The sequence below is a fragment of the Shigella sp. SIG3 genome (assembly GCF_053555855.1).
This window is the reverse complement of sequence record NZ_JBQZXE010000005.1, coordinates 38,224-54,823: the sequence shown is the minus strand read 5'-3', so window position 1 is coordinate 54,823 and position 16,600 is coordinate 38,224. Positions and strand designations below refer to the sequence as shown.

Below are 16,600 nucleotides of genomic sequence, written 5' to 3'. Positions count from 1 at the left end.
CACAACGTCTAAAAGAGACATTACCGAATAACTACGCTTCATCCGGAGTACCTTCGGTATCCGTAATGATTTGATACAGCTCTTCATCGCTCTGGGCTGCGCGTAAACGGCGGCAGATGGTTTTGTCCGCCAGACGTTTCGCCACCAGCGACAGAGTATGCAGGTGCGTTTTAGTTTGGTCTGCCGGCACCAGCAGGGCAAAAAGTAAGTCCACCGGTTGGTTGTCGATGGCATCGAAAGCTATAGGCGTTTCGAGCTGAACGAAAACGCCAACGGCACGCAGAGTATCTTCTTCAAGTTTGCCATGCGGAATGGCAATACCATTGCCGATACCGGTACTGCCCATTTTTTCCCGCGTCAGGATAGCTTCAAAAACCACCTGAGGCGGTAGGCTAAGTTGTTTCGCCGCCAGCTCGCTGATGATTTCCAGGGCGCGTTTTTTGCTCTGACAGTGGACGCGGCTTCGCGTACATTCCCTGTTAAGAACACTGCTAAGCTGTAGAGTTGTATCATTATTTGTCATAATTTCACCTAAGAACCTGCCCACTCAAACAGTGGAACAGGCTCGGAGCATTAACCGTACAAATGGCCCGTTGTGCCGCACAACAGGCCGCCATGCACATGCTAATTGCCCGGACAATTAGTGTTGTTTCAGTTTATCTTTATGTTTGGTCAACTGGCGTGCCAGCTTATCAATTAAGCCATCAATGGCAGCGTACATGTCCTGACCTTCCGCGCTGGCATGAATTTCACCACCGTTTACATGCAGTGTTGCATCTGAGGTGTGGGTGACTTTCTCCACTTTCAGAACAACATAGACCTGGTTGATTCGGTCAAAATATTGCTCAAGTTTGGCAAATTTAGCTGTAACAAATTCGCGCAGTGCCTCGGTGATCTCGACGTTATTTCCGGTAATGTTGAGCTGCATAGTGTCTTCCTTATCGGTTGGGTCAAACGAGCTGTTTACGCTGGTTTGACGGCGGAATGGATAAAGACTCTCGGTACTTCGCAACAGTGCGGCGTGCCACCATGATACCTTGTTCCGACAGCAAAGAGGTTAACTTGCTGTCGCTCAACGGTTTCGCTGGGTTTTCCGCCGCGATTAATTTCTTCACCAGTGCACGAATCGCCGTGGAGGAAGCTTCGCCGCCGCCCTCGGTATTGACGTGACTGGAAAAGAAATACTTCAGTTCAAAAATGCCTCGTGGACTATGCAGGTATTTTTGCGTGGTCACGCGAGATATCGTCGATTCATGCATTTCGACAGCCTGGGCGATATCGGCCAGTACCATCGGTTTCATATATTCTTCACCTTGCTCAAAGAAGGCTTGCTGCTGTTCAACGATACAGCGACTCACGCGCAGTAGCGTATCGTTACGGCTTTCCAGACTCTTGATCAACCATTTGGCATCCTGCAGATTGCTGCGGATAAACTGGCTGTCACCATCGTTGCGCGCGTTATTGCACATCGAGGCGTAGTGCTGGTTGATTTGCAGACGCGGAATGCTGTCACTGTTGAGTTCTACCGTCCAGTGACCGTTATGCTTACGCACCAGCACATCTGGAATGACATACTCAGGTTCGCCAGTCTGGATCGACTGCCCGGGGCGCGGATCGAGCGACTGGATCAGATTGACGGCTTCTTTCAGCACATCTTCTTTCAGACGCGTGACGCGCATTAAAGTGCGGAAGTCGTGATTGGCTAACAGATCGAGATGATCGCTAATGATCAATCTGGCCTCTTCCAGCCACGGCGTGGTCTTATCGAATTGGGAGAGTTGGATTAGCAGGCAGTCACGCAGATCTTTTGCCGCTACACCGACCGGATCAAACCGTTGGATCCGCTTAAGGACGGCTTCAACCTCGTCGATGTCGATCTCTTCATCGCCCATACTTTCGAGAATATCTTCCAGCGGGACAGTCAGATAACCGGTTTCATCAACGGCATCGACGATAGAGGTAGCAATAGCGCGGTCAGTGTCGGAAAACGGTGTCAGCTCGACCTGCCACATCAGGTAATCCTGCAAGGTCTGCGTCGTTTCGCCCTGGTAGACCGGCAGCTCGTCGTCAATGTAGTCACCGCTGGTGCCGGATGGTGTACCAGCGGTGTAAATGGTGTCCCAACTGGCATCGAGCGGCAGCTCTTCCGGCATCTCTTTTTGTTCGAGCGCGTCGGCGGTGTCCAGCGTTTCACTGTCTTGCGTTTCGCGGGTGTCGATTTCTTCATGAGTGTCGATTTGCTCAAGCAGCGGATTACTCTCCAGCGCCTGCTGTAGCTCCTGCTGAAGTTCCAGCGTCGACAACTGCAACAGACGAATTGCCTGTTGGAGCTGTGGCGTCATCGCCAGTTGTTGGCTAAGCCTGAGTTGCAAACCTTGCTTCATGTTCAGAATCGTACTCTCCTGCTAAAACGTCGCAAACTTCTACCCTATCAGAGTCTGAAGTCTTCCCCAAGGTATACACGCTTAACGTGTTCGTCTTGTAAGATTTCTGTAGGCGTGCCGTGGGCGATCAAATGCCCCTGACTGACGATATAAGCGCGTTCACAAACCGCCAGTGTTTCACGCACGTTGTGGTCAGTGATCAGCACGCCCAGGCCGCTGTCGCGCAGGTGTTCAATGATGCGTTTAATATCGATAACCGAGATCGGGTCAACCCCGGCAAACGGTTCGTCGAGCAGAATAAATTTCGGATTCGCAGCCAGTGCGCGGGCAATTTCTACACGGCGACGTTCACCCCCGGAGAGTGACTGCCCCATGCTGTCACGCAGGTGCTCAATGTGAAACTCTTCCATCAGCTCGTTCGCGCGGTCTTCACGTTGTTCAGCAGACAAGTCGTCACGAATTTGCAGTACCGCCATCAGGTTATCGTAAACGCTGAGGCGACGGAAAATGGAGGCTTCCTGTGGCAGATAGCCGATACCGCGGCGCGCGCGTGCATGCAGAGGCAGCAGACTGATATCGTCATCATCAATAATGATGTTGCCCGCATCGCGCGGCACAATGCCTACAACCATGTAGAAAGTGGTGGTCTTACCGGCACCGTTTGGCCCCAGCAGACCGACAATTTCCCCGGAGTTGACGGTCAGGCTGACGTCTTCTACCACGCGACGGCCTTTATAGGCTTTTGCAAGGTTCTTTGCAGTTAATGTTGCCATAACGAATTAATTACCCTTCTTCTGTGCCGGGGTCTGGCCTTTGTTGTTTTTGTCCTGCAGCTGCGACGGCACCAGAACGGTGGTTACGCGCTTGCCTTTGTCGCTGAAAGCCTGCATTTTCTGCTCTTTCACCAGGTAAGTGATCTTATCGCCCTTAATGTTGCTATCGACCTGCTGCAGATAAGCATTACCCGTCAGAACGACAAAATCTTTTGCCAGTTCGTAGTGCATCTGGGAAGCGTGACCTTCAACGGGTTTACCGTTGTCCTGCATCTGGTAGAACGTTGCCGGTTTACCGTATCCGTCAATCACTTCTTTACCTTGTTCGCCGCCCGGACGGGTAACGACCACTTTGTCGGCATTAATTTTGATGGTGCCCTGGGTGACGATGACATTACCGGTAAAGGTAACCACGTTGCCTTGCATATCAAGAGATTGCTGGTCCGATTCAATGTGGATCGGCTGATCAGTGTCTCCGGTTACGGCAAATGCCGGAATGCTGGCGGCCAGAAGTGAGCTGGCAAGCACAAGATTAAGGCTGAGTTTGTTTGTTTTGAATTTCATAGGATGTTCTAACCTTTTCAATCAGCTCGGCGTTCTTGCTGCGTAAGTTGCCGCGCATTTTCAGACCGCTGGAGTTAAATGTTGTTCCGTATAACGTGACGAGGTCTTCAGAGGTAACATCCTGCGTCACCAGATTGATCTGCGCGTTATCCGTCGTGATTCTGCGAAGTTGAGAGTCTGGCACAAGTGCGTTGACTTCAACGTGTCCATATAAATAGAGCATCCGGTCATTGGTCAGCTTGGCTTTATCTGCTTTTACGGACCATGTCGGGATTTTATCCTTATCAAACGTGGTAAGTACCGGCTGCGTAAACCACGAAACGGCCTGATCGGAATAATATTCAACGTGTTGAGCAATCAATCGATAGCTTAGTGCCCCTTCTGGGTTATAGACGAGCGTGTCCGTATGCTCGCTTTTATAGGTGGGATCATTGTTGTTGACGACCACCTGGGCGGTATCGTCTTTTTCGGCCATATTAATGCCGATCATCACCAGAACCGCCAGTGATAGCACAATGATAACCCAACGTCTGGCTTTACTCATATCGATTGCCCTTTGGCTTCATCCAGTTTGCCCTGCGCCAGGAGTAATAAGTCGCAAACTTCGCGCACTGCGCCACGACCGCCAGCAATGCGCGTCACGTAATCGGCGCGCGGGATCAACAGTGGATGGGCATCGGCCACGGCGACGCTTAAACCCACTTTTTCCATTACCGGGCAGTCGATGAGATCATCGCCAACATAAGCCACATTTTCCGGGGCAATCGCCAATTTTTCCAGCAAATCGCTAAAGGCGATCAGTTTGTTTGACTGCCCCTGATACAAGTGAGTGATCCCCAATGTGGCACAACGATCTTCTACCAGTTTAGCCTTTCGCCCGGTAATGATAGCGACTTCAATATCAGAGGTGAGCGCACAACGAATGCCATAACCGTCACGAACATTGAACGCTTTCAGCTCTTCGCCGTTATTGCCCATATAAATCAGGCCATCTGACAGTACGCCATCAACGTCGAGGATCAGCAGACGAATGTTCTCTGCTTTTGCCATAACGTCGGCGCTGACAGGGCCGTAACAGGTCGCAAGCGACGCACCTGCTTTGCTCATTGTTGTTTATCCTTGAATCTTTACACTACGCCTGCACGCAGTAAATCATGCATATGTAACACACCGAGTAAATGGTCGCCATCGGCAACCATCACGGAGGTGATATGGCGGGACTGCATTAAGTTCAGTGCCTCAACGGCCAGAATGCCAGGGCGCACACGTATTCCCCCCGGCGTCATCACATCGGCAATACTTAACTGACGAACATCCACGCCCATATCGAAGACACGGCGTAAATCACCGTCGGTAAAGATGCCTTCAATCATCATATTGTCATCGCAAATGACAGTCATACCAAGATTTTTGCGGGTAACTTCCAGCAATGCGTCACGCAGACTGGCCGTTTTCTTAACATGCGGGATCTCATCGCCCGTATGCATAATATCGTTTACGCGCAGCAGAAGTTTACGACCCAGTGCGCCGCCTGGGTGTGAGAGCGCAAAATCTTCAGCAGTAAAGCCGCGTGCTTTTAACAGCGCGACAGCGAGGGCATCGCCCATAACCAGCGTGGCGGTGGTGCTGCTGGTCGGTGCCAGCCCTAACGGACAGGCTTCTTTCGCTACTTTAACACACAGATGCACATCTGCGGCGCGCGCCATGCTGCTCTCCGGGCGACCGGTGATGCAGATTAACGGTACGTGAAGACGCTTAAGCACTGGAATTAAGGCCGTGATTTCGCTGGATTCACCTGAGTTAGAGATAGCAATCACCACATCCTGTGGGGTGACCATGCCTAAATCACCATGCGCGGCTTCACTAGGATGGACGAAAAATGAAGGTGTACCGGTGCTGGCAAACGTTGCGGCCATTTTGCGCCCGATGTGCCCCGATTTCCCCATCCCCATGACGACAACTTTCCCTTTACACCAGAACATCTTTTCACAGGCAAGCGTGAAATTCTGATTGATGTATTGATCAAGCTCCGCCAGGCATTCACGTTCAATCGCCAGGACTTCTTTACCTGCTTGCTGAAAGTCAAAACCCGGTTGTAACTCTACGTGCGACATAATGCGTTTCCAGTTATTCAACGAGTATTGGCGATAACCAGTACAACATCGCCAGCCATATGATAAATCCGCCAGTTAATAATACCCCTACACCACGGCCCGGTTGCGGGGAGCGCCGCCAGCACAGCAACGCAAAAATAATGCTCACCAGCAACATCACGCTGTAGTCACGACTGTACGCCAGTGGATCAATCTCTCCTGGCGTTATCAGCGCGGGTAAACCCAACACGATGACAATATTAAAAATGTTTGCGCCAATGATATTTCCGACAGCAATGTCGTTTTCACCTTTGCGAACCCCCGCTATTGCGGTTGCCAGTTCCGGCAGACTGGTTCCGATAGCAATTGCCGTCAGACCCATCGTCAACTCGCTGATGGCAAAGTAATTCGCCAGCACCGTGGCGTTATCAACCACCATCCGCGTGGCCACTGGCATGATGATAAGCGCAATGCCGAGCCATAAAAACGCGACGGGCAATCCGCCGTCACGCGGCAGCTCTGCAAGCTGCTCTCTGGTCAGGCTGTCAGTCCCCTGACGTGCAAGTTTAACAATGAACAGCAGCCATAGCACAGCCAGAAAGAGGAGAAAGATACCATCGCTTCGACTAAGTTGTCCGTCATAGAGTACGGAACCGGCCACCACGCTGACCAACAACATTAAGGGTAATTCACGGCGCAGAACATCGGAATGGACGGTAAAAGGACGAACCAGCGCAGCCAGACCGAGGATCAGCAATATATTGATAATGTTTGAGCCGAGGGCTGTACCAACGGCTAAATCGCGTTGTTCGTGCAGAGACGCGGCAAGCGAGACGATGATTTCTGGTAACGATGTACCAATACTGACCACCGTCATGCCGATGATCAGCGGCGGGATGCCAAAGGTTCGGCAAAGAATAGACGCGGCAAAAACCAGGCGGTCGGCACTGTAAACGACCAAAAGTAAACCAACAATTAACAGTGCCGTAGCTAAAAGCATCTAACGTCCTTTCTTCAGGTATACTCGCCGGTCCGCTGAAGATTTTCAGAAAGCCGTAACGGATTCTTAATTTTGACTTTATGCGGCTAAAAAGTAAAACAAATGCCAGCTTTCGCTAACCACGGCGGGTAATATTCTGTAAATATGTTGGGTTCAAGGTTAAATTGAGCGCCATGCTTAGAAAATCAACGCAAGACGAAGGGTGAATTATGGAGCAGTCTGTGGCGAATTTAGTCGATATGCGCGATGTCAGTTTTACGCGTGGCAATCGCTGCATCTTCGATAATATTTCCCTGACCGTGCCGCGAGGGAAGATCACGGCGATCATGGGGCCATCGGGCATCGGTAAAACGACGCTACTCCGTCTGATTGGCGGGCAAATCGCACCAGATCATGGTGAGATCCTTTTCGATGGTGAGAATATTCCGGCGATGTCTCGTTCGCGCCTGTATACAGTGCGTAAACGGATGAGCATGTTATTTCAGTCCGGGGCGTTGTTCACTGATATGAACGTATTTGACAACGTCGCCTATCCACTGCGCGAACATACCCAACTTCCCGCGCCATTGTTGCATAGTACGGTGATGATGAAGCTGGAGGCCGTGGGGCTGCGTGGAGCGGCTAAACTAATGCCTTCTGAACTTTCCGGTGGGATGGCGCGGCGTGCAGCGCTGGCGCGTGCGATTGCGCTGGAGCCGGATCTCATCATGTTTGATGAACCTTTTGTTGGGCAAGATCCCATCACCATGGGCGTACTGGTGAAGCTGATTTCTGAGCTGAACAGCGCGCTGGGCGTGACTTGTGTGGTGGTTTCTCACGATGTGCCGGAAGTGTTAAGTATTGCGGATCACGCCTGGATCCTGGCGGACAAAAAAATTGTCGCTCATGGCAGTGCCCAGGCGTTGCAGACGAATCCTGATCCGCGCGTACGTCAGTTTCTGGACGGGATAGCTGACGGGCCTGTTCCGTTCCGCTATCCTGCCGGCGATTATCACGCTGATCTTTTACCAGGGAGTTAAGCCACTCATGCTGTTAAATGCGCTGGCGTCGCTCGGACATAAAGGGATTAAAACCCTGAGAACGTTCGGGCGGGCCGGGTTAATGTTATTCAATGCGCTGGTCGGCAAACCGGAATTTCGCAAACATGCGCCGCTGCTGGTGCGCCAGCTCTATAATGTCGGCGTCCTGTCGATGCTGATTATTGTAGTTTCTGGCGTGTTCATCGGAATGGTGTTGGGGCTGCAAGGTTATCTGGTTCTGACCACTTATAGCGCGGAAACCAGTCTGGGTATGCTGGTGGCGTTATCGCTACTGCGTGAACTGGGGCCGGTGGTTGCCGCGCTGTTGTTTGCCGGGCGTGCTGGTTCGGCGTTAACCGCAGAAATCGGCCTGATGCGCGCTACAGAGCAACTCTCCAGTATGGAGATGATGGCGGTGGATCCGCTGCGTCGGGTTATTTCTCCCCGTTTCTGGGCTGGGGTTATTTCATTACCACTGTTGACGGTTATCTTCGTCGCCGTGGGGATCTGGGGCGGATCGCTGGTCGGCGTCAGTTGGAAAGGCATTGATAGCGGGTTCTTCTGGTCGGCAATGCAAAATGCCGTCGACTGGCGTATGGATCTGGTCAACTGTCTGATTAAGAGCGTGGTGTTCGCCATCACGGTGACGTGGATTTCGTTGTTTAACGGCTACGACGCCATCCCGACGTCTGCCGGGATTAGCCGGGCAACCACTCGCACCGTTGTCCACTCGTCTCTGGCTGTTCTGGGGCTGGATTTTGTGCTGACCGCATTGATGTTTGGGAATTGAGTTCATGCAAACGAAAAAAAATGAAATTTGGGTGGGTATCTTTTTATTAGCAGCACTGCTGGCGGCGCTGTTTGTTTGCCTGAAGGCGGCGAACGTGACGTCCATACGTACAGAATCGACCTACACGCTTTATGCGACGTTCGATAACATTGGCGGCCTGAAAGCGCGCTCTCCGGTCAGCATTGGTGGTGTTGTTGTGGGCCGGGTGGCGGATATTACGCTGGACCCGAAAACCTATCTGCCGCGCGTAACGCTGGAAATTGAACAACGTTATAACCACATTCCTGATACCAGTTCGCTGAGCATTCGTACTTCCGGCCTGCTGGGAGAACAATATCTGGCATTAAACGTCGGTTTTGAAGACCCGGAACTGGGGACTGCTATCCTGAAGGATGGCGATACAATTCAGGACACCAAGTCTGCGATGGTGCTGGAAGATCTCATTGGTCAGTTCCTTTACGGTAGTAAAGGCGATGACAATAAGAATAGTGGCGATGCGCCAGCTGCTGCGCCAGGTAATAATGAAACCACTGAACCTGTGGGTACAACGAAATAATTTCAGGAGAACCGACGCATGTTTAAACGTTTAATGATGGTCGCTTTGCTGGTGATTGCACCTCTGAGTGCGGCAACCGCGGCAGACCAGACCAATCCTTATAAGCTGATGGACGAGGCGGCGCAGAAAACGTTCGATCGCCTGAAGAATGAGCAACCGCAAATTCGGGCCAACCCGGATTATCTGCGTACCATTGTTGATCAGGAACTGCTGCCATACGTACAGGTGAAATACGCCGGTGCGCTGGTGCTGGGCCAGTATTACAAGAGTGCGACCCCTGCTCAACGTGAAGCCTACTTTGCCGCTTTCCGTGAGTACCTGAAGCAGGCTTACGGTCAGGCGCTGGCGATGTATCACGGTCAAACCTATCAGATTGCGCCAGAACAGCCGCTGGGCGATAAAACCATTGTGCCTATTCGCGTTACCATTATTGACCCGAATGGCCGTCCGCCGGTGCGTCTGGACTTCCAGTGGCGTAAAAACTCCCAGACGGGAAACTGGCAAGCTTACGACATGATTGCTGAAGGCGTCAGTATGATCACCACCAAACAAAACGAGTGGGGAACGCTGCTGCGTACCAAAGGTATCGACGGCCTGACTGCGCAACTGAAATCGATTTCTCAACAGAAAATCACTCTGGAAGAGAAAAAATAATGAGCGAGTCACTGAGCTGGATGCAGACGGGTGACACGCTGGCGTTATCCGGAGAGCTGGATCAGGACGTTCTGCTACCGCTTTGGGAAATGCGTGAGGAAGCGGTGAAGGGGATTACCTGCATCGATCTTAGCCGTGTGTCCCGCGTGGATACGGGGGGACTGGCACTGCTGCTCCATCTTATCGATCTGGCGAAAAAGCAGGGCAACAACGTGACGCTTCAGGGGGTAAACGACAAAGTGTATACCCTCGCGAAATTGTATAATTTGCCTGCTGATGTTCTGCCTCGTTAAATTTTTTCAGGCCGGATATGGCGTTAACCGCCTGTCCGGCAAACCTGCCTGCAAGTCGAGCCTTGTCTGATTTATCAGCGAGGCTTTTTGCTTATTTATGCCAGCGCAACTTTGCTCTAAGATGTTTCGCTGGTTTATTAACTGATGATTGAAGATCCCATGGAAAATAATGAAATTCAGAGCGTGTTGATGAACGCTCTCTCCCTCCAGGAAGTCCACGTTTCCGGCGATGGCAGTCACTTTCAGGTTATTGCCGTGGGTGAGTTGTTTGACGGTATGAGTCGGGTTAAAAAACAGCAGACGGTCTATGGCCCGCTGATGGAATATATTGCGGATAACCGCATTCATGCTGTGTCGATCAAAGCGTATACCCCTGCGGAGTGGGCGCGCGATCGCAAACTGAACGGCTTTTGAGCTATGGGCGATTCGCCGGTAGCGGATATGAATTGTTAACTGAGAACAAACTAAATGGATAAATTTCGTGTTCAGGGGCCAACGAAGCTCCAGGGCGAAGTCACAATTTCCGGCGCTAAAAATGCTGCTCTGCCTATTCTTTTTGCCGCACTACTGGCGGAAGAACCGGTAGAGATCCAGAACGTCCCGAAACTGAAAGACGTCGATACATCAATGAAACTGCTAAGCCAGCTGGGTGCGAAAGTAGAACGTAATGGTTCTGTGCATATTGATGCCCGCGACGTTAATGTATTCTGCGCACCTTACGATCTGGTTAAAACCATGCGTGCTTCTATCTGGGCGCTGGGGCCGCTGGTAGCGCGCTTTGGTCAGGGGCAAGTTTCACTACCTGGCGGTTGTACGATCGGTGCTCGTCCGGTTGATCTACACATTTCTGGCCTCGAACAATTAGGCGCGACCATCAAACTGGAAGAAGGTTACGTTAAAGCTTCCGTCGATGGTCGTCTGAAAGGCGCACATATCGTGATGGATAAAGTCAGCGTTGGCGCAACGGTGACCATCATGTGTGCTGCAACCCTGGCGGAAGGCACCACGATTATTGAAAACGCAGCGCGTGAACCGGAAATCGTCGATACCGCGAACTTCCTGATTACGCTGGGTGCGAAAATTAGCGGTCAGGGCACCGATCGTATCGTCATCGAAGGTGTGGAACGTTTAGGCGGCGGTGTCTATCGCGTGCTGCCGGATCGTATCGAAACCGGTACTTTCCTGGTGGCGGCGGCGATCTCTCGTGGCAAAATTATCTGCCGTAACGCGCAGCCAGATACTCTGGACGCCGTGCTGGCGAAACTGCGTGATGCTGGAGCGGACATCGAAGTCGGCGAAGACTGGATTAGCCTGGATATGCATGGCAAACGTCCGAAGGCTGTTAACGTACGTACCGCGCCGCATCCGGCATTCCCGACCGATATGCAGGCCCAGTTCACGCTGTTGAACCTGGTGGCTGAAGGGACCGGGTTCATCACCGAAACGGTCTTTGAAAACCGCTTTATGCATGTGCCAGAGCTGAGCCGTATGGGCGCGCACGCCGAAATCGAAAGCAATACCGTTATTTGTCATGGTGTTGAAAAACTTTCTGGTGCACAGGTTATGGCAACCGATCTGCGTGCATCAGCAAGCCTGGTGCTGGCTGGCTGTATTGCGGAAGGGACGACGGTGGTTGATCGTATTTATCACATCGATCGTGGCTACGAACGCATTGAAGACAAACTGCGCGCTTTAGGTGCAAATATTGAGCGTGTGAAAGGCGAGTAATCGTCTGAGAGCTGGCAGCCCCGTTCGCGGGGCTACCGCCAGACCACTCATTTTTTCGGTTTAGTGTAGCTACGCATCAACTGCGTTCTGTCGATAAACTCATGGGTCTGCGGATCATGGTAGCGTGATGGCCAGATAACCCAGGGGTCAGTTCCCAGGGCTTTCGCAATAATCATCTCTCCTTTCGGCCATGGGCGCGATAATGCGTTTGCCAGCGTTGAGGAACTCAAACCATTTCTGCGAGATTCCGCCGCCATTGACGTTCCTTTCTTGCGCAAACCTGCAATGATGTCAGCGGGATGCCAGTCAATGAAATTACTTTCCATCTTTCCTCACTCCTTAAGTTAGTCGCTTTCATTCAGAACACTTCTTCTGTCGGGCATCACTATACTCCTGATGGCCTATTGCGCTAAAAAGTTCCTGTAAAGAGTGTGAATATTCAGAATATATAAAGATTCATCGCCCTTTTTTTCAGGTGTTATAGCGCTGAATTAGTGTTTTTATGGAATTTACTGGAATCATCCCGCGCACTGCGCGGGATGAAGGGAGGGGATTAACGATCGCGTTGAACAGCGATGTGCGCGAGGCCGATGAGTGCTTCTCGCCAAGGGGTGTCCGGGAGCACCTGTAACGCTGCGATGGCTTTGTCTGCTTCTTCCTCGGCGCGCTGACGCGTCCATTCAAGAGATCCACAAGCGTTCATTGCTTCCAGAACCGGTTCCAGAAGATGGCGACCGTTACCTTGTTCGATGGCGGTACGGATCATCTGTGCCTGTTCTGGTGTGCCATGATGCATCGCATGCAGCAGCGGCAGCGTCGGTTTACCTTCGTTCAGATCGTCGCCGACGTTTTTACCTAACTGTTCGCCATCGGCATTGTAATCGAGTAAATCGTCGATCAACTGGAAAGCAGTGCCGAGATAGCGCCCATAATCCTGCAGGCCTTTCTCCTCCTCCGGCGTACAGCCAGCCAGAATCCCGGAACACTGCGCGGCAGCCTCAAACAGACGCGCGGTTTTGCTATAGATAACGCGCATGTAGTTTTCTTCAGTGATGTCCGGATCGTTAACGTTCATCAGTTGCAGAACTTCACCTTCTGCGATGACGTTTACAGCTTCTGACATGACTTCCAGCACTTTGAGTGAACCGAGGCTGGTCATCATCTGGAACGCGCGGGTATAAATAAAATCGCCTACCAGCACGCTGGCGGCATTGCCAAATGCGGCGTTGGCGGTAGCTTTACCCCTGCGCATATCTGATTCATCCACAACGTCGTCGTGTAGCAGAGTCGCCGTGTGGATAAACTCGATCAGGGCAGCAATGGTGACATGCGCATTTCCCTCATAGCCAACAGCTCGTGCAGCCAGTACAGCAATCATCGGACGAATACGTTTACCGCCGCCGCTGACGATGTAATAGCCTAACTGATTGATCAGTTGGACGTCGGAATTAAGCTGCTCAAGGATTGCCGCATTAACACCCGCCATATCTTGCGCGGTTAACTCATTGATTTTTTCTAAATTCATCGCAAAAGCCGGGCTTTTCGCCCCGATTACCTTACTGTGAACAAAGGCAACTTAGGGTTTATGGTTAGGAATATAGGGTAATTGTACTGAAAAAATGGCACAGATAAACGTTACCGTACAAGTTGTGTTTTTTTTCTTCGTGTATTGACTGTAGCACTTGTCAAAGGCGTGCGTTTTGCGTAATATTCGCGCCCTATTGTGAATATTTATAGCGCACTTTGAATCATTGAAAAGGTGTGCGCGGAAGCGGAGTTTTATATGTACGCGGTTTTCCAAAGTGGTGGTAAACAACACCGAGTAAGCGAAGGTCAGACCGTTCGCCTGGAAAAGCTGGACATCGCAACTGGCGAAACTGTTGAGTTCGCTGAAGTGCTGATGATCGCAAACGGTGAAGAAGTCAAAATCGGCGTTCCTTTCGTTGATGGCGGCGTAATCAAAGCTGAAGTTGTTGCTCACGGTCGTGGCGAGAAAGTTAAAATCGTTAAGTTTCGTCGTCGTAAACACTATCGTAAGCAGCAGGGCCATCGTCAGTGGTTCACTGATGTGAAAATTACTGGCATCAGCGCCTAAGACCTGAGGAGAGATTTCAAATGGCACATAAAAAGGCTGGCGGCTCCACACGTAACGGTCGCGATTCAGAAGCTAAACGCCTGGGCGTTAAGCGTTTCGGTGGCGAATCCGTTCTGGCGGGTAGCATCATCGTTCGTCAACGTGGTACCAAATTCCACGCTGGCGCTAACGTAGGTTGCGGTCGTGACCACACTCTGTTTGCTAAAGCAGACGGTAAAGTGAAATTCGAAGTTAAAGGCCCGAAAAACCGTAAATTTATCAGCATCGAAGCTGAATAAGTTTTTCGCGTCCCGGTAACGGATGAAAGCCCCGCAACACGTTGCGGGGCTTTTTACATTCGATAACCGGTAAAAATGCGCATGGTGCGACGTTAATCCGCAAATGCGCTTTGCAGGGAATACGGTATGAAGCAGCAGGCAGGCATTGGCATTCTTTTGGCGCTTACCACAGCAATTTGCTGGGGGGCGTTGCCAATCGCAATGAAGCAGGTGCTGGAGGTGATGGAACCTCCGACAATCGTGTTTTACCGTTTCTTGATGGCGAGTATTGGCCTTGGTGCCATTCTTGCGGTGAAGAAGAGGTTGCCGCCATTACGCGTGTTTCGTAAGCCACGCTGGTTGATTTTGTTGGCAGTGGCGACCGCCGGGCTGTTTGGGAACTTCATCCTGTTCAGCTCATCCTTGCAATACCTGAGTCCGACCGCTTCGCAGGTGATTGGGCAACTCTCGCCAGTTGGCATGATGGTTGCCAGCGTATTTATCCTGAAAGAGAAAATGCGCAGCACTCAGGTTGTAGGGGCATTGATGCTCCTGAGCGGTCTGGTGATGTTTTTTAACACCAGTCTGGTCGAGATATTTACAAAGCTCACCGATTACACCTGGGGAGTTATCTTTGGGGTCGGTGCGGCGACGGTTTGGGTGAGTTATGGCGTGGCGCAAAAGGTTTTATTGCGTCGGCTGGCCTCACCGCAGATCCTGTTTTTACTGTACACTTTATGTACAATCGCGCTCTTCCCTCTGGCAAAGCCTGGAGTGATAGCGCAGCTTAGCCACTGGCAGCTCGCATGTTTAATTTTTTGCGGACTGAATACCTTGGTAGGATATGGCGCCTTGGCGGAAGCGATGGCTCGCTGGCAGGCAGCTCAGGTGAGCGCGATCATCACGCTCACCCCACTGTTTACGCTGTTTTTTTCAGATCTTTTATCACTGGCCTGGCCCGATTTCTTCGCCAGACCGATGTTAAACCTTTTAGGTTATCTCGGTGCGTTTGTCGTGGTTGCGGGCGCGATGTATTCCGCCATTGGTCATCGTATTTGGGGCGGATTACGTAAGCATACAACGGTGGTATCGCAACCCCGCGCAGGCGAATGATTTACGGAGAATAAAATGAAGTTTGTTGATGAAGCATCGATTCTGGTCGTTGCAGGTGATGGCGGTAATGGTTGCGTGAGCTTCCGCCGCGAAAAGTATATTCCGAAAGGCGGCCCGGATGGCGGCGACGGCGGTGATGGTGGTGACGTATGGATGGAAGCCGACGAGAACCTGAACACGCTTATCGATTATCGTTTTGAAAAATCTTTCCGTGCAGAGCGCGGTCAGAACGGCGCAAGCCGCGATTGTACCGGTAAGCGCGGTAAAGACGTGACGATTAAAGTGCCGGTAGGTACGCGTGTAATCGACCAGGGTACTGGTGAAACCATGGGTGATATGACTAAACACGGTCAGCGTCTGCTGGTTGCTAAGGGCGGCTGGCACGGTCTGGGCAATACCCGTTTCAAATCGTCAGTTAACCGTACACCACGGCAGAAAACTAACGGTACGCCGGGCGATAAGCGTGAGCTGCTGCTGGAGCTGATGCTGCTGGCTGACGTCGGTATGTTGGGGATGCCAAACGCGGGTAAATCGACCTTTATTCGTGCGGTATCGGCGGCTAAACCGAAAGTGGCGGATTATCCGTTTACCACTCTGGTGCCAAGTCTGGGTGTGGTACGAATGGACAACGAAAAGAGCTTCGTTGTTGCCGATATTCCAGGACTGATTGAAGGCGCTGCGGAAGGCGCAGGTCTGGGCATTCGCTTCCTGAAGCACCTGGAACGTTGCCGCGTCCTGTTGCACCTCATCGATATCGATCCGATTGACGGCACCGATCCGGTTGAAAACGCGCGTATTATTATCAGCGAGCTGGAAAAATACAGCCAGGATCTGGCGGCGAAACCGCGTTGGTTAGTCTTCAACAAGATCGATCTGCTGGATAAGGCAGAAGCCGAAGAGAAAGCGAAAGCGATCGCTGAAGCGCTGGGCTGGGAAGATAAATATTATCTGATCTCTGCGGCGAGCGGACTGGGCGTGAAAGATCTCTGCTGGGATGTGATGACCTTTATCATTGAAAACCCGGTCGTGCAGGCTGAAGAAGCGAAACAGCCAGAGAAAGTCGAATTCATGTGGGATGATTATCACCGTCAGCAGCTTGAAGAGATTGCTGAAGAGGATGATGAAGACTGGGATGACGACTGGGACGAAGACGACGAAGAAGGCGTTGAGTTCATTTACAAGCGTTAATCACTAATGACCAATGCCAAATAAGCCTGATGCGCTACACTTATCAGGCCTACAAGATGATTGCAATATATTGAATTTGCACGATTTTGTAGG

At 51.5% G+C, this 16,600-nt stretch carries 22 protein-coding genes; 11 read left to right on the top strand and 11 right to left on the bottom strand.

Going from position 1 to position 16,600, the window contains the following annotated elements:
- Positions 1 to 31: 31 nt before the first annotated feature.
- The 9 genes from ptsN to ACUU1I_RS02520 form a co-directional block, all read right to left on the bottom strand.
- Complete coding sequence (gene ptsN, locus ACUU1I_RS02560) at positions 32 to 523, bottom strand: PTS IIA-like nitrogen regulatory protein PtsN (RefSeq protein WP_000183676.1); 492 nt, start codon at positions 521 to 523, stop codon at positions 32 to 34.
- A 117-nt stretch (positions 524 to 640) separates the two neighbouring features.
- The gene (hpf, locus tag ACUU1I_RS02555; protein ID WP_001176599.1) at positions 641 to 928 is read right to left on the bottom strand and encodes a ribosome hibernation promoting factor; all 288 of its coding nucleotides are present in this window, start codon (positions 926 to 928) and stop codon (positions 641 to 643) included.
- Between the two features lie 22 nt (positions 929 to 950).
- Complete coding sequence (gene rpoN / locus ACUU1I_RS02550; protein ID WP_000809059.1) at positions 951 to 2,384, bottom strand: RNA polymerase factor sigma-54; 1,434 nt, start codon at positions 2,382 to 2,384, stop codon at positions 951 to 953.
- Between the two features lie 47 nt (positions 2,385 to 2,431).
- The gene (gene lptB, locus ACUU1I_RS02545) at positions 2,432 to 3,157 is read right to left on the bottom strand and encodes an LPS export ABC transporter ATP-binding protein (protein WP_000224099.1); all 726 of its coding nucleotides are present in this window, start codon (positions 3,155 to 3,157) and stop codon (positions 2,432 to 2,434) included.
- A 6-nt stretch (positions 3,158 to 3,163) separates the two neighbouring features.
- The gene (lptA, locus tag ACUU1I_RS02540; protein ID WP_000669785.1) at positions 3,164 to 3,721 is read right to left on the bottom strand and encodes a lipopolysaccharide ABC transporter substrate-binding protein LptA; all 558 of its coding nucleotides are present in this window, start codon (positions 3,719 to 3,721) and stop codon (positions 3,164 to 3,166) included.
- On the bottom strand, positions 3,690 to 4,265 hold the full coding sequence (gene lptC / locus ACUU1I_RS02535; RefSeq protein WP_000030537.1) for an LPS export ABC transporter periplasmic protein LptC: 576 nt from the start codon (positions 4,263 to 4,265) through the stop codon (positions 3,690 to 3,692). Before lptC ends, lptA begins: the two co-directional genes overlap by 32 nt.
- Entirely contained in the window at positions 4,262 to 4,828 is a 567-nt protein-coding gene (gene kdsC / locus ACUU1I_RS02530; protein ID WP_000030013.1) for a 3-deoxy-manno-octulosonate-8-phosphatase KdsC, read from the bottom strand. Before kdsC ends, lptC begins: the two co-directional genes overlap by 4 nt.
- A gap of 20 nt (positions 4,829 to 4,848) precedes the next feature.
- Entirely contained in the window at positions 4,849 to 5,835 is a 987-nt protein-coding gene (gene kdsD, locus ACUU1I_RS02525; protein WP_005050755.1) for an arabinose-5-phosphate isomerase KdsD, read from the bottom strand.
- A 13-nt stretch (positions 5,836 to 5,848) separates the two neighbouring features.
- Positions 5,849 to 6,814, bottom strand: a complete 966-nt coding sequence (locus ACUU1I_RS02520) for a calcium/sodium antiporter (protein WP_000922889.1) — start codon at positions 6,812 to 6,814, stop codon at positions 5,849 to 5,851.
- 209 nt (positions 6,815 to 7,023) lie between these two features.
- Between ACUU1I_RS02520 and mlaF the strand changes: the two genes are divergently transcribed.
- From mlaF to murA, 7 genes are all read left to right on the top strand, one after another.
- Entirely contained in the window at positions 7,024 to 7,833 is an 810-nt protein-coding gene (gene mlaF / locus ACUU1I_RS02515; RefSeq protein ID WP_000438248.1) for a phospholipid ABC transporter ATP-binding protein MlaF, read from the top strand.
- Between the two features lie 7 nt (positions 7,834 to 7,840).
- Entirely contained in the window at positions 7,841 to 8,623 is a 783-nt protein-coding gene (gene mlaE, locus ACUU1I_RS02510; RefSeq protein ID WP_000925795.1) for a lipid asymmetry maintenance ABC transporter permease subunit MlaE, read from the top strand.
- A 4-nt stretch (positions 8,624 to 8,627) separates the two neighbouring features.
- A complete protein-coding gene (mlaD, locus tag ACUU1I_RS02505; RefSeq protein ID WP_005050758.1) occupies positions 8,628 to 9,179 on the top strand; it encodes an outer membrane lipid asymmetry maintenance protein MlaD in 552 nt (183 codons plus the stop codon).
- An 18-nt stretch (positions 9,180 to 9,197) separates the two neighbouring features.
- Positions 9,198 to 9,833, top strand: a complete 636-nt coding sequence (gene mlaC / locus ACUU1I_RS02500; protein ID WP_000476487.1) for a phospholipid-binding protein MlaC — start codon at positions 9,198 to 9,200, stop codon at positions 9,831 to 9,833.
- Positions 9,833 to 10,126, top strand: coding sequence for a lipid asymmetry maintenance protein MlaB (gene mlaB / locus ACUU1I_RS02495; RefSeq protein WP_000004488.1), 294 nt, complete (start codon positions 9,833 to 9,835; stop codon positions 10,124 to 10,126). Before mlaC ends, mlaB begins: the two co-directional genes overlap by 1 nt.
- A 159-nt stretch (positions 10,127 to 10,285) precedes the next feature.
- Positions 10,286 to 10,540, top strand: a complete 255-nt coding sequence (gene ibaG, locus ACUU1I_RS02490) for a BolA family iron metabolism protein IbaG (protein ID WP_000429656.1) — start codon at positions 10,286 to 10,288, stop codon at positions 10,538 to 10,540.
- 54 nt (positions 10,541 to 10,594) lie between these two features.
- Positions 10,595 to 11,854, top strand: coding sequence for a UDP-N-acetylglucosamine 1-carboxyvinyltransferase (gene murA / locus ACUU1I_RS02485; protein ID WP_000357259.1), 1,260 nt, complete (start codon positions 10,595 to 10,597; stop codon positions 11,852 to 11,854).
- 47 nt (positions 11,855 to 11,901) lie between these two features.
- On the opposite strand, the gene sfsB is transcribed toward murA, so the two are convergent.
- Together sfsB and ispB are read right to left on the bottom strand one after the other, a co-directional pair.
- A complete protein-coding gene (gene sfsB / locus ACUU1I_RS02480) occupies positions 11,902 to 12,180 on the bottom strand; it encodes a DNA-binding transcriptional regulator SfsB (protein ID WP_000445413.1) in 279 nt (92 codons plus the stop codon).
- 227 nt (positions 12,181 to 12,407) lie between these two features.
- On the bottom strand, positions 12,408 to 13,379 hold the full coding sequence (gene ispB / locus ACUU1I_RS02475; RefSeq protein ID WP_001047336.1) for an octaprenyl diphosphate synthase: 972 nt from the start codon (positions 13,377 to 13,379) through the stop codon (positions 12,408 to 12,410).
- A 258-nt stretch (positions 13,380 to 13,637) separates the two neighbouring features.
- Between ispB and rplU the strand changes: the two genes are divergently transcribed.
- The 4 genes from rplU (at position 13,638) to cgtA (ending at position 16,507) form a co-directional block, all read left to right on the top strand.
- On the top strand, positions 13,638 to 13,949 hold the full coding sequence (gene rplU / locus ACUU1I_RS02470; RefSeq protein ID WP_000271401.1) for a 50S ribosomal protein L21: 312 nt from the start codon (positions 13,638 to 13,640) through the stop codon (positions 13,947 to 13,949).
- Positions 13,950 to 13,969: 20 nt separating this feature from the next.
- Positions 13,970 to 14,227, top strand: a complete 258-nt coding sequence (gene rpmA / locus ACUU1I_RS02465; RefSeq protein ID WP_000940595.1) for a 50S ribosomal protein L27 — start codon at positions 13,970 to 13,972, stop codon at positions 14,225 to 14,227.
- A gap of 126 nt (positions 14,228 to 14,353) precedes the next feature.
- Positions 14,354 to 15,319, top strand: a complete 966-nt coding sequence (locus ACUU1I_RS02460; protein WP_000813037.1) for a DMT family transporter — start codon at positions 14,354 to 14,356, stop codon at positions 15,317 to 15,319.
- Positions 15,320 to 15,334: 15 nt separating this feature from the next.
- Positions 15,335 to 16,507: an Obg family GTPase CgtA gene (cgtA, locus tag ACUU1I_RS02455; RefSeq protein WP_000673561.1), complete on the top strand. Its 1,173-nt coding sequence runs from the start codon at positions 15,335 to 15,337 to the stop codon at positions 16,505 to 16,507.
- Positions 16,508 to 16,600: the final 93 nt, after the last annotated feature.

Coding starts and splice junctions, on each gene's coding strand:
- mlaE (WP_000925795.1), top strand. CDS start 7,841: ATGCTGTTAAATGCGCTGGCGTCGCTCGGACATAAAGGGATTAAAACC.
- lptB (WP_000224099.1), bottom strand. CDS start 3,157: ATGGCAACATTAACTGCAAAGAACCTTGCAAAAGCCTATAAAGGCCGT.
- ACUU1I_RS02460 (WP_000813037.1), top strand. CDS start 14,354: ATGAAGCAGCAGGCAGGCATTGGCATTCTTTTGGCGCTTACCACAGCA.
- lptA (WP_000669785.1), bottom strand. CDS start 3,721: ATGAAATTCAAAACAAACAAACTCAGCCTTAATCTTGTGCTTGCCAGC.
- mlaC (WP_000476487.1), top strand. CDS start 9,198: ATGTTTAAACGTTTAATGATGGTCGCTTTGCTGGTGATTGCACCTCTG.
- sfsB (WP_000445413.1), bottom strand. CDS start 12,180: ATGGAAAGTAATTTCATTGACTGGCATCCCGCTGACATCATTGCAGGT.
- rpoN (WP_000809059.1), bottom strand. CDS start 2,384: ATGAAGCAAGGTTTGCAACTCAGGCTTAGCCAACAACTGGCGATGACG.
- hpf (WP_001176599.1), bottom strand. CDS start 928: ATGCAGCTCAACATTACCGGAAATAACGTCGAGATCACCGAGGCACTG.
- kdsD (WP_005050755.1), bottom strand. CDS start 5,835: ATGTCGCACGTAGAGTTACAACCGGGTTTTGACTTTCAGCAAGCAGGT.
- kdsC (WP_000030013.1), bottom strand. CDS start 4,828: ATGAGCAAAGCAGGTGCGTCGCTTGCGACCTGTTACGGCCCTGTCAGC.
- mlaD (WP_005050758.1), top strand. CDS start 8,628: ATGCAAACGAAAAAAAATGAAATTTGGGTGGGTATCTTTTTATTAGCA.
- ACUU1I_RS02520 (WP_000922889.1), bottom strand. CDS start 6,814: ATGCTTTTAGCTACGGCACTGTTAATTGTTGGTTTACTTTTGGTCGTT.
- mlaF (WP_000438248.1), top strand. CDS start 7,024: ATGGAGCAGTCTGTGGCGAATTTAGTCGATATGCGCGATGTCAGTTTT.
- mlaB (WP_000004488.1), top strand. CDS start 9,833: ATGAGCGAGTCACTGAGCTGGATGCAGACGGGTGACACGCTGGCGTTA.
- murA (WP_000357259.1), top strand. CDS start 10,595: ATGGATAAATTTCGTGTTCAGGGGCCAACGAAGCTCCAGGGCGAAGTC.
- cgtA (WP_000673561.1), top strand. CDS start 15,335: ATGAAGTTTGTTGATGAAGCATCGATTCTGGTCGTTGCAGGTGATGGC.
- ibaG (WP_000429656.1), top strand. CDS start 10,286: ATGGAAAATAATGAAATTCAGAGCGTGTTGATGAACGCTCTCTCCCTC.
- rplU (WP_000271401.1), top strand. CDS start 13,638: ATGTACGCGGTTTTCCAAAGTGGTGGTAAACAACACCGAGTAAGCGAA.
- rpmA (WP_000940595.1), top strand. CDS start 13,970: ATGGCACATAAAAAGGCTGGCGGCTCCACACGTAACGGTCGCGATTCA.
- lptC (WP_000030537.1), bottom strand. CDS start 4,265: ATGAGTAAAGCCAGACGTTGGGTTATCATTGTGCTATCACTGGCGGTT.
- ispB (WP_001047336.1), bottom strand. CDS start 13,379: ATGAATTTAGAAAAAATCAATGAGTTAACCGCGCAAGATATGGCGGGT.
- ptsN (WP_000183676.1), bottom strand. CDS start 523: ATGACAAATAATGATACAACTCTACAGCTTAGCAGTGTTCTTAACAGG.